At 53.4% G+C, this 17,527-nt stretch carries 14 protein-coding genes; 5 read left to right on the top strand and 9 right to left on the bottom strand.

The annotated features are described in order from the left end of the window. Positions 1 to 49: 49 nt before the first annotated feature. From ompF to pncB, 3 genes are all read right to left on the bottom strand, one after another. Complete coding sequence (ompF, locus tag AC6I8W_RS07365) at positions 50 to 1,129, bottom strand: porin OmpF (RefSeq protein WP_497837584.1); 1,080 nt, start codon at positions 1,127 to 1,129, stop codon at positions 50 to 52. Between the two features lie 300 nt (positions 1,130 to 1,429). After that, the gene (gene asnS, locus AC6I8W_RS07370; protein ID WP_497837585.1) at positions 1,430 to 2,830 is read right to left on the bottom strand and encodes an asparagine--tRNA ligase; all 1,401 of its coding nucleotides are present in this window, start codon (positions 2,828 to 2,830) and stop codon (positions 1,430 to 1,432) included. 159 nt (positions 2,831 to 2,989) lie between these two features. Next, positions 2,990 to 4,210 carry a nicotinate phosphoribosyltransferase gene (gene pncB, locus AC6I8W_RS07375; RefSeq protein ID WP_497837586.1) on the bottom strand — a complete coding sequence of 407 codons (1,221 nt, stop codon included), beginning with the start codon at positions 4,208 to 4,210 and terminating at the stop codon, positions 2,990 to 2,992. 231 nt (positions 4,211 to 4,441) lie between these two features. Between pncB and pepN the strand changes: the two genes are divergently transcribed. Further along, complete coding sequence (gene pepN / locus AC6I8W_RS07380; RefSeq protein WP_497837587.1) at positions 4,442 to 7,057, top strand: aminopeptidase N; 2,616 nt, start codon at positions 4,442 to 4,444, stop codon at positions 7,055 to 7,057. Between the two features lie 88 nt (positions 7,058 to 7,145). On the opposite strand, the gene ssuB is transcribed toward pepN, so the two are convergent. The 5 genes from ssuB to ssuE are packed head-to-tail and all read right to left on the bottom strand — an operon-like array spanning position 7,146 to position 11,401. Continuing rightward, a complete protein-coding gene (ssuB, locus tag AC6I8W_RS07385) occupies positions 7,146 to 7,937 on the bottom strand; it encodes an aliphatic sulfonates ABC transporter ATP-binding protein (RefSeq protein WP_497837588.1) in 792 nt (263 codons plus the stop codon). Next, complete coding sequence (gene ssuC, locus AC6I8W_RS07390) at positions 7,934 to 8,719, bottom strand: aliphatic sulfonate ABC transporter permease SsuC (protein ID WP_497837589.1); 786 nt, start codon at positions 8,717 to 8,719, stop codon at positions 7,934 to 7,936. The genes ssuB and ssuC overlap by 4 nt, the downstream gene beginning before the upstream one ends. Before the next feature lie 10 nt (positions 8,720 to 8,729). Then, the gene (gene ssuD, locus AC6I8W_RS07395; RefSeq protein WP_497837590.1) at positions 8,730 to 9,875 is read right to left on the bottom strand and encodes an FMNH2-dependent alkanesulfonate monooxygenase; all 1,146 of its coding nucleotides are present in this window, start codon (positions 9,873 to 9,875) and stop codon (positions 8,730 to 8,732) included. 10 nt (positions 9,876 to 9,885) lie between these two features. Beyond that, positions 9,886 to 10,839: a sulfonate ABC transporter substrate-binding protein gene (locus AC6I8W_RS07400; protein WP_497837591.1), complete on the bottom strand. Its 954-nt coding sequence runs from the start codon at positions 10,837 to 10,839 to the stop codon at positions 9,886 to 9,888. Between the two features lie 10 nt (positions 10,840 to 10,849). Next, positions 10,850 to 11,401 carry an NADPH-dependent FMN reductase gene (gene ssuE, locus AC6I8W_RS07405; RefSeq protein WP_480370044.1) on the bottom strand — a complete coding sequence of 184 codons (552 nt, stop codon included), beginning with the start codon at positions 11,399 to 11,401 and terminating at the stop codon, positions 10,850 to 10,852. Positions 11,402 to 12,147: 746 nt separating this feature from the next. Here ssuE and AC6I8W_RS07410 point away from each other — a divergent pair. From AC6I8W_RS07410 to AC6I8W_RS07425, 4 genes are all read left to right on the top strand, one after another. Further along, a complete protein-coding gene (locus tag AC6I8W_RS07410; RefSeq protein ID WP_497837592.1) occupies positions 12,148 to 13,155 on the top strand; it encodes a glycosyltransferase family 2 protein in 1,008 nt (335 codons plus the stop codon). 58 nt (positions 13,156 to 13,213) lie between these two features. After that, positions 13,214 to 14,515 carry a flippase gene (locus AC6I8W_RS07415; RefSeq protein WP_497837593.1) on the top strand — a complete coding sequence of 434 codons (1,302 nt, stop codon included), beginning with the start codon at positions 13,214 to 13,216 and terminating at the stop codon, positions 14,513 to 14,515. Between the two features lie 134 nt (positions 14,516 to 14,649). Next, positions 14,650 to 15,660 carry a quinone-dependent dihydroorotate dehydrogenase gene (gene pyrD / locus AC6I8W_RS07420; RefSeq protein ID WP_497837594.1) on the top strand — a complete coding sequence of 337 codons (1,011 nt, stop codon included), beginning with the start codon at positions 14,650 to 14,652 and terminating at the stop codon, positions 15,658 to 15,660. A 152-nt stretch (positions 15,661 to 15,812) separates the two neighbouring features. After that, entirely contained in the window at positions 15,813 to 16,355 is a 543-nt protein-coding gene (locus tag AC6I8W_RS07425; RefSeq protein WP_497837595.1) for a cell division protein ZapC, read from the top strand. 4 nt (positions 16,356 to 16,359) lie between these two features. Here AC6I8W_RS07425 and AC6I8W_RS07430 read toward each other — a convergent pair whose 3' ends face one another. After that, complete coding sequence (locus AC6I8W_RS07430) at positions 16,360 to 17,469, bottom strand: YcbX family protein (RefSeq protein WP_497837596.1); 1,110 nt, start codon at positions 17,467 to 17,469, stop codon at positions 16,360 to 16,362. Between the last annotated feature and the right edge of the window lie 58 nt (positions 17,470 to 17,527).

Consider the following 17,527-nt stretch of genomic DNA (forward strand, 5'->3'; position numbering starts at 1 on the left):
GAGCCAGAAGGCTCCGTTTTTAAGGTATTACACGGTACTAATCGGCAGATTAGAACTGGTAAACCAGACCCACTGCAACTACGTCGTCGGTAGCCAGACCCAGCGGGTTGTTGTCGTCCAGTTGGTTGATTTTGTAATCAACATAGGTAGACATGTTTTTGTTGAAGTAGTAGGTTGCGCCCACTTCAACATATTTGTACAGGTCAGCATCGCCGATACCTTCGATGTCTTTGCCTTTAGACTGTACGTAGGCAACAGACGGACGCAGGCCGAAGTCGAACTGGTACTGAGCAACGAATTCGATAACCTGAGATTTGTTAGCGAAACCGTCAGCACCGGTGTTTTCGTTGCTGATGTAAGTTGCATTACGGGTTTCGCTGTACATTGCTGCCAGGTATACGTTGTTCGCGTCATATTTCAGAGCAGTTGCCCACTGCTGAGCTTTGTCGCCACGACCGTAGGTCGCTGAGTTCTGCGCGTTGGTGCGGTCGCCTGAACCATAAGCACCTACGATGCCAACACCGATCGGAGAGGTATAGGAGACTGAAGTACCCCAGCCGTCACCGTTAGCACGACGAATTTCGTCACGATCGTTTTTGCCCTGGTACTGAACAGCGAAGTTCAGGCCATCAACCAGACCGAAGAAGTTGCTGTTACGGTAGGTAGCCAGACCGGTAGAACGGCCAGCCAGGAAGTTGTCAGAGTAACCAGAGTCACCGCCGTATTCCGGCAGCATATCGGTCCAGCCGATTGCATCGTAAACAACGCCGTAGTTACGACCGTAGTCGAAAGAACCTGCGTCAGCAAATTTCAGACCGGCAAAGCCCAGACGGGTTTTGTTGCCATTTTGCGCGTCAGTTGAACTTTCTGAGTTGTTAGCCTGGATGTTGTATTCCCACTGGCCGTAACCGGTCAGTTGGTCGGTGATCTGAGTTTCACCTTTGAAGCCGAAGCGCACATAAGTCTGGTCGCCATCGTTGTCTGTGTCGTCAGAGAAGTAATGCAGACCATCAACTTTACCGTACAGGTCTAATTTGTTGCCATCTTTGTTATAGATTTCTGCTGCGTTTGCTGCACCAGCAGCTAACAGAGCAGGGATAACCACTGCAAGAATGTTGCGCTTCATCATTTTTTATTACCCTCATTGGAGTTATTTGGACACCTGCCACTGCCGTCAAGAAACCTTTACGGGAACCTTGAAAGAAGTTTGGTGTCTCCTGTGTCTGCACGCATCTTTCCATCCCGGGGTTGGTAATTCTACCCCCAAAATGCTACTAATCTCGCAATTACGTATCAAAAGGAAAAATTGTATTACAAAATGTAATAATCCGGGAACTTTGTGAGAGAACTCTAAATTTACAAAAATAAAAAAAGGCCGGCAAAGCCGACCTCGTTATATATATGAATTACTTATAATTAATCGCGAATTTTAGAAATTGGCGTTGCGCGGTGTACGTGGGAAGGGGATAACATCCCTTACATTTTGTACGCCGGTGACATAGGCGATTAATCGTTCGAAACCTAAACCGAAGCCGGAGTGCGGCACGGTGCCGTAACGACGTAAGTCACGGTACCACCAGTAATCTTCTTTGTTCAGCCCCATCTCAGCCAGACGTGCATCCAGCACATCCAGACGCTCTTCACGCTGTGAACCCCCGATGATTTCACCGATACCTGGTGCGAGGACATCCATCGCCGCCACGGTTTTGCCATCTTCGTTCATACGCATATAGAAGGCTTTGATATCTTTCGGATAGTTCTTCACCACCACTGGTGCTTTGAAGTGCTTCTCAGCGAGGTAACGCTCGTGTTCTGACGACAGATCGACGCCCCAGGAGACCGGATTTTCGAAGCTCTGGCCGCTTTTCAGCAAAATCTCGATGGCATCGGTGTAGTCCACCTGAGCGAAATCTGCACTAACAAAACGTTCCAGGCGAGAAATCGCATCTTTGTCTACGCGCTCCGCAAAGAACGCCAGGTCATCAGCACGCTCTTCCAGCACCGCCTTGAAAACATACTTCAGCATGGCTTCTGCCAGGGCCGCCGCATCATCAAGTGTGGCGAACGCCACTTCCGGTTCCAGCATCCAAAATTCCGCCAGATGACGGCTGGTGTTGGAGTTTTCCGCACGGAAGGTTGGGCCGAAGGTGTAGACTTTAGATAGCGCACAGGCGTAGGTTTCGCCGTTCAACTGGCCGGACACCGTCAGGAACGCTTCTTTACCAAAGAAGTCTTTGTCGTAATCGACTTTGCCCTGTGGGTCGCGCGGCAGGTTTTCCATGTCCAGCGTAGAGACGCGGAACATCTCACCGGCACCTTCGGTATCGGAAGCGGTGATCAGCGGCGTGGAAACCCAGAAATAGCCGTTTTCATGGAAGAAGCGATGCAGCGCCTGCGCCAGGGTGTGACGTACGCGAGCCACGGCACCAATCAGGTTGGTGCGCGGACGCAGGTGCGCCACTTCACGCAGGTATTCGATGCTGTGACGTTTGGCCGCCATCGGATAGGTATCCGGATCGTCCACCCAGCCTACCACTTCAACCTGCGTGGCTTGCAGTTCAAACGCCTGGCCTTCGCCCGGCGATTCCACTACTTTGCCGGTCACAATCACCGAGCAGCCCGTGGTCAGACGCAACACTTCGTCCTGATAATTATTCAGAGAATTATTGACGACAGCCTGAACGGGATTAAAGCAGGAACCGTCATAAACGGCGATAAAGGAAAGACCGGCTTTGGAATCTCTTCGGGTACGCACCCAACCACGTACGGTGACGTCACTGTCAACCGCGACACGGCCGTGCAGTACATCCGCTACAGGCACTACGCTCATAAATATCTCTCTATATATTAGGATGAAGTCAATTTATACATTCCCCATACCGGGGTTTTGCTATGTTACTTACGAGCCATCAGGAAACAAGCAAAATTGCCGGGATAGCGGGAGATTTGTTGCAGTACAGCAGGGTACAGGTACCCTGCTGTCGGGTGGTTAGCTGGCTCTTTTCACCAGCGGCAGGTCGAAGGCTTTGCGCAGCGCGCGGACAAAGGCTTTATCCTGGCAGATGGTTTTGCCCGGACTGTCCGACAGTTTGGCGACTGGCTTGCCGTTGCAGCTCACCAGTTTGATCACGATATTCAGCGGTGTGACGCCCGGAATATCACAGGTCAGGCGCGTGCCGATACCAAACACCACATTAGCGCGTTGACCAAAGTGACGATACAGCGCCAGCGCTTTGTCCAGGTCGAGATTGTCGGAGAACACCAGGGTTTTGCTTCTCGGATCGATATCCAGGCGCTGATAGTGAGCGATGGCTTTCTCACCCCATTCCACCGGATCGCCCGAATCATGGCGCAAACCCTGATAGCGATTGGCAAAGCCGGGGCCGAAATCGCGCAGGAAGGCATCCATGGTGATGCAATCGGTCAGCGCGATACCAAGTTGGTCATCGTACTCATCCAGCCAGGATTGCAGTGCAGCACGCTGACTATTTGCCAGCACCGGACTGATTTGTTGATGCGCCTGGAACCATTCATGTGCCTGAGTGCCGACCGGGTTAAGTTGCAGACGGCGCGCCAGGTCATAGTTGCTGGTGCCCACCAGCCAGGGGAAATCTTGTTTCAGGGTGCTGACGATCGCTTCCTGCACCGGCTGTGAAAAGCGACGACGGGTGCCGAAATCCATCAGATGGAAGCGCGACATATCCAGATCGCCCACCTGTTGGCGAAAATCTGTCAGCTTTTGTTGCAGATGATCGACCGCCTGCGTAACACCGATCTGCGGCGTGCGATGTCGATGTACCAGTTCGCTAATCAATGCCAGCAATGGCACTTCCCACAGAATTACTTCACGCCACGGACCGCTGATCTGGATCGCCAGTTTACCGTGATCGTTGCGTACCACCACCTGGCGGGGATCGAAACGGAAGCCACGCAGCCAGCTGAGATAGTCGGCGTCAAAGAAAGGCAGGGCGGAAAGATAACGATACTCCTCTTCGCTCAGGGCGAGGGAGTGCATCGCATTGATGTGGGTGCGGAGTTCATCCGTGTAGACGCCGAGTAACTCGGTGCCGCGGCAGCGAAATTCCGCCGTGACCGGGACATCGTAATAACGATGATATACGGCCTGCTGCATATGAAGCTTGTAGGCATCGGTATCAAGCAGCGTGGTCAAAATCGGGGAAGCGTGTCCTGTCATGGTGCGTTTCAGCATCCTCTTCCGCGGAGCATAGCCCGGTGTTCAACAAAGTCATAAAGACGCAGGAGTATAAAACAGTAATAGACCGCGATCACACCATATTTGCAGGGGTCAGGTCGATGGTCATTTGTGCCATTGTTAATAAATTGTAGCATTTTCTGCTAAGGCACGCATTGTGCGTGGCAACTGAGGCCCAACCCGCTTAGACTTTGACGGGTATACCTTTTAACGATGCGAGAAGGATTTATGACGCAACAGCCGCAAATAAAATATCGTCACGACTACCGTGCACCTGATTTCACCATCACTGATATCGATTTGACGTTTGACCTTAATGAGGTCACCACCCGCGTCACGGCGGTCAGCCAGGTGAAGCGTTTAGGCAACAGCCAGGCTGAGCTGCGTCTGGATGGAGAAGACCTGACGCTGGTCTCGCTGGCGGTGGAGGGGAAACCCTGGCCGCATTATCGCGAAGAAGAGGGCGCGCTGGTGTTGAGCCAGTTACCGGATGCCTTCACCCTGACCATCATCAATGATATCCACCCGGATCAAAACACCGCGCTGGAAGGCTTATATAAGTCGGGTGAGGCGCTGTGTACACAATGCGAGGCCGAAGGTTTCCGCCACATCACCTGGTATCTGGACCGCCCGGATGTGCTGGCGCGTTTTACCACCACCATCATCGCCGATGCGGCACGCTATCCGTTCCTGCTCTCCAACGGCAACAAGCTGGAAAGTGGTCGTCACGAAGATGGTCGCCACTGGGTAAAATGGCAGGATCCGTTCCCGAAACCCTGTTATCTGTTTGCGCTGGTCGCCGGTGATTTTGACGTGCTGCGTGACAGTTTCACCACCCGTTCCGGCCGTGATGTGGCGCTGGAGATCTTCGTCGATCGCGGCAACCTTGACCGTGCCGACTGGGCGATGACCTCGCTGAAGAACAGCATGAAATGGGATGAGGAGCGCTTTGGTCTCGAATATGACCTCGATATCTTTATGATCGTCGCGGTGGATTTCTTCAACATGGGCGCGATGGAGAACAAAGGCCTCAATGTCTTTAACTCCAAATATGTGCTGGCAAAAGCGGAAACCGCCACCGACAAAGACTATCTCGGCATTGAAGCGGTGATTGGTCACGAATATTTCCACAACTGGACCGGCAACCGCGTTACCTGCCGTGACTGGTTCCAGCTCAGCCTGAAAGAGGGGCTGACGGTGTTCCGCGATCAGGAGTTCAGCTCGGATCTCGGTTCCCGTGCCGTCAACCGCATCGATAACGTGCGGGTGATGCGCGGCGCGCAGTTCGCCGAAGATGCGAGCCCGATGGCGCATCCCATCCGCCCGGACCAGGTGATTGAGATGAACAACTTCTACACCCTGACGGTGTATGAAAAGGGTTCAGAAGTCATTCGCATGATGCACACCCTGCTGGGCGAAGAGAATTTCCAGAAAGGGATGCAGCTCTATTTTGAACGTCACGATGGCAGCGCAGCCACCTGTGACGATTTTGTGCAGGCGATGGAAGATGCGTCTAATGTCGACCTGTCGCAGTTCCGCCGCTGGTACAGCCAGTCCGGTACGCCGGTATTGACGGTACGCGATGATTACAACCCGGAGCTGGAGCAATATACGCTGCACGTCACCCAGCACACGCCGCCGACCGCCGAACAGAAAGAGAAGTTGCCGTTACATATCCCGCTGGATATTGAGCTGTACGATAGCGAAGGCAAGGTGATCCCGCTGCAACACAATGGTCACCCGGTGCATCATGTGCTGAATGTCACCGAAGAGTTTCAGAGCTTTGTGTTCGATAAAGTTTATTTCCAGCCGGTGCCGTCACTGCTGCGCGAATTCTCTGCGCCGGTGAAGCTCGACTATAAATGGAGCGATGCGCAACTGACGTTCCTGATGCGCCATGCACGCAATGATTTCTCTCGCTGGGATGCGGCGCAGAGCCTGCTGGCGACCTATATTCGTCTGAATGTGGCGCGCCATCAGCAGGGACAACCGCTGTCGCTGCCGTTGCATGTGGCCGATGCGTTCCGTGCGGTGTTGCTGGATGAGCAGGGCGATCCGGCGCTGATGGCGCTGATTCTGTCGCTGCCTTCGGAGAATGAAATCGCGGAACTGTTTGAGGTGATTGATCCACAGGCCATCACCGAAGTGCGTGAGGCGCTGGTGCGTACCCTGGCGAAGGAACTGAGCGATGAGTTCCTCGCGGTTTATCGTGCTAACCAGAGCAGTGACTACCGGGTTGAGCATGCGGAAATTGGCAAACGCACGCTGAAGAATGTTTGTCTGAATTATCTGGCATTTGGCGATGCTGAACAGGCCGATAAACTGGTGCAGGCGCAATATCAGCACGCCACCAACATGACCGATGCGCTGGCGGCATTGTCTGTGGCGGTGGCTGCGCAGTTGCCATGCCGTGATGCCTTGCTGGCGGCATACGACGAGCGCTGGCATCAGGATGGTCTGGTGATGGACAAATGGTTCGTGTTGCAGGCTACCAGCCCGGCGGCAGACGTGCTGAGCAAGGTGCGTGAATTGCTGCATCATCGCTCCTTCACCATGGGTAACCCCAATCGCATTCGTTCGCTAATTGGTGCCTTTGCCTCGGCCAATCCGTCAGCCTTCCATGCCAAAGATGGCAGCGGTTATCAATTCCTGGTGGAGATGCTGACCGATCTGAACACGCGTAACCCACAGGTTGCTGCGCGGATGATCGAGCCGCTGATTCGACTGAAACGTTACGATGCCGGGCGTCAGGCATTGATGCGCCAGGCGCTGGAGACGCTGAAAGGGCTGGATAAGTTGTCCGGCGATCTGTACGAGAAGATCACCAAAGCGTTGAATGCGTAACTAACCGTAGCGGTGCGATTTATCGCGCAGTTTTCTGCCGCCATTGGCAAAAAGCCGCGCGATAAATCGCGCCGCTACAGGGTAATGATTATCGCTGCTGCGCAAAGCGCAACGGCTGTTCGCTGGCGCCGCGTTTCATTACACGGTCCAGCACTTCGGCTTCCAGCTCGGCCAAACGGGCAGAACCACGACGACGGGGCCGCGGTAAATCAACCGTCAGGTCCAACCCGATTTGGCCTTCCTCTATTAGCAGCACCCGATCCGCTATCGCCACCGCCTCGCTGACATCGTGCGTCACTAATAACACCGTGAAGTTATGCTGTTGCCACAGTGACTCGATCAATCCCTGCATTTCAATACGCGTCAATGCATCCAACGCACCCAGCGGTTCGTCCAGCAACAACAGGCCGGGACGGTGAATCAAGGCCCGTGCCAATGCGACACGTTGTTTCTGCCCACCTGACAATGCGGCGGGCCATTCGTTGGCGCGTTCCGCCAGACCCACGGCCGCCAGCGCTTCCAGCGCATTTTCTCGCCAGGCGCGGCCTTTCAACCCGAGTCCGACGTTATCAATCACCTTTTTCCACGGCAGCAGACGGGCATCCTGGAACATCAGACGCGTATCATCACGCGCTGAGGCCAGAGGTGCATTGCCCGCCAGCAACTCGCCATGCGTAGTGGATTCCAGTCCGGCCAGCAGGCGCAGCAGGGTGCTTTTGCCGCAGCCACTGCGACCCACCACTGCAACAAATTGTCCTGCCGGAATGTGCAGGTCGATATTATTCAGGATGGTACGGTCGCCATAGCGTTTGACGACACGGTTAACGCCCACCGGTGTCCCGCTGTTGAGACGCGCCGGGGTGAGGGTTGCAGTGCTCATGCGTTAGCCTCCTTCAGTTGATAAGCCGGATGCCAGCGTAACCAGACGCGCTCCAGCAATTGTGCCGCGACATCGGCCAGTTTGCCGAGCAGGGCATACAGAATGATGGCGACCACCACCACATCGGTTTGCAGAAATTCACGTGCGTTCATCGCCAGATAGCCAATGCCTGAGTTGGCAGAGATGGTCTCGGCAACGATCAGCGTCAGCCACATCAGACCCAGCGCAAAACGCACGCCAACCATAATTGAGGGCAGGGCGCCGGGCAAAATCACCTGAATAAACAGGCTCCAGCCGGAAAGGCCATAGCTGCGCGCCATCTCCACCAGTCCGCGATCGATATTGCGGATACCGTGCCAGGTATTGAGGTAGATCGGGAACAGCGTACCGAGCGCCACAAGGAAAATTTTCGCCGCTTCATCAATGCCGAACCACAGGATCACCAACGGGATCAGCGCCAGATGTGGCACGTTACGCAGCATTTGCACCGAGGTATCGAGCAGACGCTCGCCCAGACGCGAGGTGCCGGTAATCAGGCCCAATATCAGACCGATGGAACCGCCGATACTGAAACCAATGGCCGCGCGCCAGCCGCTGATGGCGAGATGCTGCCACAATTCACCGCTGGCCGAGAGCTTCCAGAAGGTAATCAGGATGTTTTCCGGCGACGGCAGAATACGTGTCGACAGTAGCCCGAGTTGTGAGGCCAGTTGCCACACCACCACCAACATCACCGGCAGCGCCCACGGCAGCAGGGCATTGGTCAGTTGTTTCTTTGCCATGATGGGACCCTCAGCTCTGCGACACTTTTTGTGGCGCGAAGTCATGGGCGACCGCCTCTCCGCGCGCTTTGATCCTGGACGGCTGCGGGATCTGCGGCACCGCCAGATCGAGGTGCGGGAACAGCAGCTCGCCAACGCGATACGCCTCTTCCAGATGCGGATAGCCGGAAAGAATAAAGGTCTCGATGCCGAGATCGGTGTATTCCTGCATCCGTGCGGCAATCGTTGGACCATCACCGACTAACGCCGTACCGGCACCGCCACGTACCAGGCCGACACCGGCCCACAAGTTCGGGCTGATCTCCAGCTTGTCACGGCGTCCACCATGCAACGCCGCCATACGTTGTTGACCGACAGAATCGGTGCGGGCCAGTGCGGCTTGTGCTTTGGCGATGGTGGCATCATCCAGATGAGCGATCAGCCGATCGGCCGCCTGCCACGCCTCTTCATTGGTTTCTCGCACAATCACATGCAATCGGATACCGAAACGCACTTTGCGCCCCTGGGCTTCTGCTTTCGCGCGCACCTGGGCGATTTTTTCTTTAACCTGGGCTGGCGGCTCGCCCCAGGTGAGATAGACATCGACCTGCTCAGCCGCCAGATCCTGTGCCGCGTCAGAGGAGCCACCGAACCACAGTGGAGGACGGGGTTGCTGTACCGGTTTAAATAACAGGCGGGCACCACGTACCTTGACGTGTTTGCCGTCATAATCGACGGTTTCCCCTTCCAGCACGCGACGCCAGATACGGGTAAATTCGGCGGATTCGGCATAACGTTCACGGTGATCGAGAAACACGCCATCCCCGGCCAGTTCCTCCGGGTCGCCTCCGGTCACCAGATTAAACAATGCGCGGCCATTCGACAGACGATCGAGCGTGGCGGCCTGACGTGCGGCTTGGGTCGGTGAAATCACCCCCGGACGCAGCGCCACCAGAAAACGCAGGCGTTGCGTCACCGGAATCAGTGATGCGGCAACCAGCCAGGCATCTTCACAGGAACGACCGGTCGGGATCAGCACGCCACCAAAACCGAGGCGATCGGCAGCCTGTGCCACTTGTTGCAGGTAGGCATGATCCACCGGGCGCGCACCCTGATCGGTGCCGAGATAGTGACCATCGCCGTGGGTCGGGAGAAACCAAAAGACGGATACGCTCATTATTCACTCCTTAAGGCTGGGCGGACTGTGGTTGCCAGATGCGGTCGGCGATCGTTACCTTCACCGGCATCAAATGATTGGCATAGAACAGATCAGCCGTTTGCTGTTGGGCCTGCGCGGTATGGGCGCTGACCGGCGTAATGGTGGTGGGAGGCCGATGATCGAGATAGCTGGCTATCACCGGCTTGGGCAGACCCATCGCCTGCGCCAGCAGATCGATGCTTTGCTCACGCTGGCTGCGGGTTAACGCATCGGCATCACTAAAACTTTGCAGCACTTGCTGCACGAAGTTGCCATTGGCGGCGGTGAATTTGCGGGTGGCGAGATAGAAGGAACCGGTTTGATTCAGTTTGCTGCCATCGGCCAGTACGCGTACATTGCCTTGCAACAACGCAGCAGAGTAGTAGGGATCCCAAATCGCCCAGGCATCAACGTCGCCCTGTTGGAAGGCAGCACGGGCATCGGCAGGGGTCAGGTACGTGGGTTGAATATCCTTAAAGCTCAGACCGGCCTGCGCCAGCGCACGTAATAACAGGTTGTGTGAACTGGAACCTTTCTGAAACGCTACCTTATGGCCTTTTAATTCGGCTACGCTGTGAATTGGGCTATCTTTCGGCACCAGAATCACTTCTGCTTGTGGCTTGGGTGGCTCCGATCCGACATACAGTAAATCCGCGCCAGCGGCTTGGGCAAAAATGGGCGGGATATCGCCGGTGCTGCCGAGGTCGATACTGCCGACATTCAACGCTTCCAGCATCTGTGGACCGGCGGGGAACTCAATCCACTGAATCTGCGTATGCGGGAAGCGTTGTTCCAGCAGCCGATGTGATTTAGCCAGCACCATGCTGACGGAACCTTTCTGGTAGCCAATACGAAATTGCGCCGGTGCCTCAGCGGCGAGTGTGCTCAGGCTAAACAATGCGCTAAGGGTAAACAGCAGCAAACCAGATAGTGTCCTTTTCATACTTCTTCCTTTATACGGCTTTAGCGTAGGGTTGATGGCGGCGATGCAGCGCATGCCAGAAGGTATCCAGCGCTTCATCGATGCGCGCAGCCAGCAACTGATCCAGCTCCGGCTGGCGATCGTAGTGTTGGATTTGGCTGTCATCAGCGAACACGCCGTGCAACACTTCCTGCGCTTTAAGCGCGTTGAGCACCGGTTTCAGGGCGTAATCCACCGCCAGCATATGTGCCACGCTGCCACCACTCGCCAGGGGCAGGACAACTTTATGTTCCAGCGCGCGTTCCGGTAACAAGTCCAGCAACGTTTTCAAGGCGCCAGAAAAGGAGGCCTTATAAATTGGGGTGGCGACGATTACGCCATCGGCCTGTACCAAATCTTCTTTCAGTGCCTGCAACGCCGGGGAATCAAAACGTGCATACAACAAATCTTCCGGTTGAAAGTTGTGAATATTCCAGGGAATTACTTCGACACCGCGTGCTTCCAATGCCTGCTGGCACAGGCTCAGCAACGCTGTGGAACGGGAAGGAAATCGTGGGCTGCCTGCCAGCGTAATAACCCGCATAGTCACTCCTTATAACTAAAAGTTATTGATTATCTGATATTGAGAACTGATGTGGTAATCCTGACAGAGCAGGGGGCAGGGCTTAAATGATTTATCCGGCAATGATAAGCCGGAATCTGCAAATAAACGGCGGCTATTCCTCGTAAGGTGGGGAGGAATCGATACGACAATTCCGAAAACCAGTAAGTCACAAAATAGAAATGATTCACTCTCTTAAAGCAATGAAATGAGCCTGGGTGAATTTATTAGTGTGCGGAAGAATAACAAGTGTATCGACATGACTCAAAAGTCATGTCGGCACCATACCAGAGCACAGTACGATTATTTTCACTGATTAACGATAATCTCTCGTAAAAACAATCATGAAGTGGTGACTGGCAGCGTGATGATTATGTCTGGTTGTATCTTCAGGTATCCATTTAATCAACTTCTTCTGCATCGCCACCTGTGACGAATTAACCGCTTTTACATGCTTTTTTGTCTTAAATTACAAATGGCAAGATTTCTTTCTGGCTTGCAAACTAAACCACAACTCAACAGGGTGAAAATAATAAACAGATACTTCACGGCTGATAATCATTCTCTCTGGTTATCAGAGGCTCAGTTGAAAAACGGAACTGTCAAAACCCCCGGCCACTGATTAAGCTAGCGCTAAATGATTTTTTTGATAATGCATTCTGTGCGTTCTGGTGCACGGGAATGTGATTGCTGTTTTTCTTTTTACAAAGTGAAAAAAGAGAGTGCTTATGTCAGAGAAACTGCTGTCCGTTATCATTCCTACTTACAACGTAGAGAAATATATTGTTGAATGTGTGGATTCTCTGTTAGCGCAAATATCCGCGCCCAATGAAATCATTATCGTTAATGACAGCTCAACCGATGGCACGCTGGCACTGCTCAATCGACATTATGCCAATGTGCCACAGGTGCAGATTATCACTGTCCCTAACGGCGGTGCGGGACTGGCGCGCGACAAAGGGATTGAGCTGGCTCAGGGGGAGTTTCTGTTTTTCTGCGATCCGGATGACCGTGTCGCCCCCGGTCTGGTACAGGAGTTGCGGCAAGTGGCGCAGACGCAGCCGCAGGTAGAGTTGTTCTGCTTCAACTCGATAGCTTTCTCGCACGAGCAGCCGCAGTACACCTCCTTTAAAGTGAAGCACGACCTGGCCGGTTTGCACCCGGCGCAGCAGGTCCTTTCCTCTTTATTACGCAACGGTACTTATACCTCCGCAGCCTGGAATTACATCTTAAAACGCACGGTGGTGGATAAATATCAGTTACGTTTTGAACAACGTGTGCACGAAGATCATTGCTTCAGCCTTGGTGCTTTTCTGAAAAGTCGTCAGGCATGGGTGAGCGAGAAAAGTTATTATCAGCAACGCGTACGTGCGGGTTCATTAACCAATGGCAGCAAAAATAGTGATTATTTTTTGCAACGTTACCATGCTTTCATGCAGGCCTATCATGATTTAATGACCACGCTGGAGAAAAATGACTGGCGTAATCAGATCCAGAAAGAGTATTTATTGCACTCCTTCCGGTTAATGATATATCTCTCACTGTACAACCGCACACCAGTGCCGCATTACGTGATTAACGCCATTCGCTTTCTCGGGCGGGAAATCAAACCTGCCGGTTTTAAAGAGTGGCTTTTATTGAATCAGCCGGAACTGTTTATTCGTCTGCAAAATTACAAAGTGATAAAAGAGATGAAGAAAAACCGCCTTATTCCGAAAAGTGTTCCGGTGGTTTGATTGCACCAGAATTAAGTGCGAAAGTCATTGCTGGTATGAGCATTAAGGTTGTTGCGTCATGGCAAAAACACTCGATAAGAGTTTAGTGATTAATATTTTATCTTTGCTGGCCTATCGGGGAGCGTCATTTCTCTTTCCTTTAGTCACCTTGCCCTATCTGGCGCGTATTTTGGGCGTCAACCAGATGGGCGTGCTGGCGCTGGCGCTGGCCTGCGTGATGTATTGCAGCACCATCTCCGACTGGGGTTTTAATGTTTACACCACCAAGGACATCGCCCAACATCGCGAAGATAAAACGCGGGTGACGCAAATCTTCTGGTCGACCTTTAACGCTAAATTGATGTTGATGCTGTCCACCAGCGGGGTGCTATTGCTGGCCACCTGGCTTAATCCGGGTTGGCATTTCCTGTTCTGGGTGGTGCTGGCGAATTGCACCACGTTGCTCGGTTCATTGTTCTCCTTTGGCTGGTTGATGCAGGGGTTCGAAAAACTCGGCAAAACGGCGGTGATCGCCACCTTCGGTAATTTCTGCGCCATTCCGCTCACCTTTCTGTTGGTGAAGACGCCGGAAGATACCTGGCTGGCAGCGCTGATCCCTGGTGTGGTGTCGATTATCAGCGCGTTGATTACCCTCAGATTTGTATTGATGATGAAGGTGATTGGCCGCTATCGCTTCGAACCCAGCGAAATCAAACAGCGCCTGAAAGACAGCGTGCATGTGTTTATCGCCATTGCAGGTGCCAATCTGTTTAATAGCGTCAACGTGGTGATTTTGGCGGCCTTTACCTCGCACTATGCGATTGGTATCTATAACGGTGCCGATCGTCTGCGTAAGGCGGCGAACTCGGTGCCGGAACAGATCGGTAACGCGTTCTTTCCGCGCGTCAGTTATCTGTTTTCCCGTGATAAAGCGGCCGCTATTGCTGCGACGCGGAGAAGTTTGCTGATCTCTTTCCTGCTCAGTCTGGGCATTGTGATCTTCACGTATTTCTTCGCCGATGAGGTGGTGAGTATCCTGCTGGGGAAAGAGTTTGTGGCTTCGGCTGATGTGCTGCGGGTGTTTGTGTTGTGTTTCCTGTTCGGCAATATCGCTTATCCGGCGGGGTTGCAGGTGTTGATCCCCCACGGTCTGGCGCGTCAGCGTATGCTGGTGATGTTGGGGCCGGGAATTATCAATATTCCGGTTTGTGCGTTTCTGGCCTGGAAGTACGGGGCGATTGGCGCAGCCTGGTCGATGGTGATTGCTGAATTCCTCGTCTGCGTGGGGATTTTCTGGGTAATGGCCCGGCACGGTATTCTGCGCGAATACCTGCATAATTCACCACCAGCCAGCACCCCGATTAAAGATACCGCAAGTTAATGATGATGCAGGTCAATTTGACCTGCGTTTCCTCGCGCTGCAATTTACTTTTGTGCCAGAGGCCTTTACCATTCTGGCGCACATTTTCCCGTGCACCCCGACTTTCACGAAGCTTCCGCCATTCAGGAGAGTGCATGTTATATCCTATCGTCCGGCCGGCGCTGTTTAAGCTCGATCCAGAGCGTGCGCACGAACTTACCTTTCAACAACTGCGTTTTATCAGCGGTACGCCGCTGGAAGGGTTTATCCGCCAGTCGTTACCTGCGCGTCCGGTGAACTGTATGGGGCTGACCTTTCCAAATGCTCTGGGGCTGGCAGCCGGTCTCGATAAAAACGCCGAATGTATTGATGCCTTTGGTGCGATGGGCTTTGGTTTTGTCGAAGTCGGCACTGTCACACCCCGCGCGCAACCCGGTAATGATAAACCGCGTATGTTCCGCCTGGTGGAAGCGGAGGGCATAATTAACCGCATGGGATTTAATAATCTGGGTGTCGATCACCTGGTGGAAAACGTTAAAAAGGCGCGTTTTAAAGGAATCCTTGGTATCAATATCGGTAAAAATAAAGATACGCCGGTTGAACAGGGGAAAGACGATTATCTGATTTGCATGGAGAAGGTGTATGCCCATGCCGGTTATATTGCTATCAATATTTCGTCGCCTAACACCCCAGGATTACGCTCGCTGCAATATGGGGAAGCGCTGGATGATCTGCTGTCGGCGATCAAGTTAAAGCAAAAAGAATTGCAGGAACGACACCTTAAATATGTGCCGGTGGCGGTGAAGATCGCGCCGGATCTTTCTGAAGAAGAATTGATCCAGGTGGCTGACAGTTTAGTACGTCATGAAATTGATGGTGTGATTGCCACCAATACCACTCTGGATCGTTCACTGGTTGCCGGGTTGAAATACAGCGAAGAAGCCGGTGGTTTAAGTGGTCGTCCGGTACAAACCCGCAGCACCGAAATCATTCGTCGTCTGTCACAAGAGCTGCAAGGCCGTCTGCCGATTATAGGTGTGGGTGGTATTGATTCGCTGGTGGCGGCGCGTGAAAAAATCGCCGCAGGTGCCACACTGGTGCAAATATACTCAGGATTTATTTATAAAGGCCCTGGCTTAATTAAAGATATCGTGACCCACCTCTAAGACATTTCCCACATTCCCGCGCCAGGGGGTTTATTTATCCCTCTGGCTCGTTTATATTTTGTTCTGCTGGTGCATTTTTCAGCTTTTCCTTAGCGTTATTTTTCCTTGCTGTGAACCGCAATTTTGCGCAGCGATAAACCACAGGGCACATCATGAAAATCAAACCCGATGACAACTGGCGTTGGTATTTTGACGCGGAGCATGACCGGATGATGCTTGATCTGGCTGATGGCATGTTATTTCGCTCGCGCTTCTCACGTAAAATGCTCACGCCGGATGCATTCAGTGAAAGCGGCTTTTGCGTGGATGATGCCGCACTTTATTTTACTTTTGAAGAACGTTGTCGTCAGAGTGGATTAAAAAGCGATCAACGTGCTGAGCTGGTATTAAATGCACTGGTTGCCAGCCGTTTTCTTAAACCGTTGATGCCGAAAAGTTGGCACTTCACCAGCCACGCCCACAGTTGGCAACCTGTCGCGGGTGATATGGTTGCCGTGACGTTGGCAGATAGCGGTGAGCAGGCACAACTGCTGGTGGTGGAAAGTGGTGAGAATGCCGCGTTGTGCCTGCTGGCACAACATGCGCTGACCGTGGCAGGTAAAGGCATGGTGTTAGGGGATGCGATTAAAGTGATGAACGATCGCCTGCGACCTTGTCAGCAGGAATCATCCGCCCCGTTCGCCAGGGCGGTATAAGCGGTTACGCCAACTCAATATCTCCGGCAGGAATGCAGCTACAACTCAGGATGGTGCCATCCGCGCGCACGGCACTTTTCTTTAATGCTTTCACTTCCCCTGATACCAGCGTCATTTTACAGCTGCCACAAATTCCGGCACGGCAGGAGTAGGGGATACGAAAACCCTGCATCTCAAGCTGCTCCAGCAAGACTTGCTGATTATCGCCGGTAAAGGCGCTGCCCTGATAATCAATGGTGAGATTACTGGTCGGGCTGGCGGTGGTTGCCAGCGTCTCCACGACCTGACCAGCACCGTAAGCGCGAGCGGGTTGCTTTTCAATAATGGTGATGGGATCGCCCACCCGGATCACGCCGCTGTTCAACGCAATTAAATTCAGACCGAAATCGATATCACCGCTCCCATCCTGCGCACTGCGGAAACGTTGCAGCGTCGCCAGCGGTTCACCTTGCGGATGTTTCTTTCCACTCTCGGTTCCCACGGTGGTAAACACGCAGCGGCTACAGGGTTTCGGCATCTCAAAGGTGATATCGCCTATTTTCAGGGTTTTCCAGCTGTCTTCTTCCCATGCCTGCGCGCCACTGACCACCAGGTTGGGGCGGAACTGTTCCACACGGACGCTGGCGGGGCAGCGTTGTTGCAGATCCTGCAAGGACGCCATATTCACCAACAGATAAGGAAAGCCATCGGCGAAACTCAAGGGCACCTGATCAAAGCGTTTAACGCGTCGGGTGGGTTGGGATCCGGTCCAGCGTAGCTGCACCGGACGCGGAAAAAAGCCGCTCAGCCATTGATTGACCGCATCCGGGGCAATACGCGAAGTAAAGTGATTACCCCATACTTCAGTGGGGGCGTCATTGGCGGCGAAATCGGCAAAGCGAATCAGCGCCTGACTGCCGTCGGGTGCCTGTAAAAACAAGCCATCCGGCAACAATGCCGGGGTGAAGCGCACCATCTCCGGGTACTGGCGTGCGGTGATAAAGGTGCCATCGGTTTCGGTGACCATAAATATGCGGTCAAAGCCCAGGCCGCTCTCCTGGACCTGGGCATGCGACAATTGAAGACCGCGCATCGATTTAACCGGATGGATATACAGACGGGACAACGTAATCATCACTACTCCCTGAAAGCCGTCATGCAGGACAAAAAGAAGCTAACTTTAGGATATAGGA

The sequence above is a fragment of the Pantoea sp. X-Soil-TKNS-1211 genome (assembly GCF_059730495.1).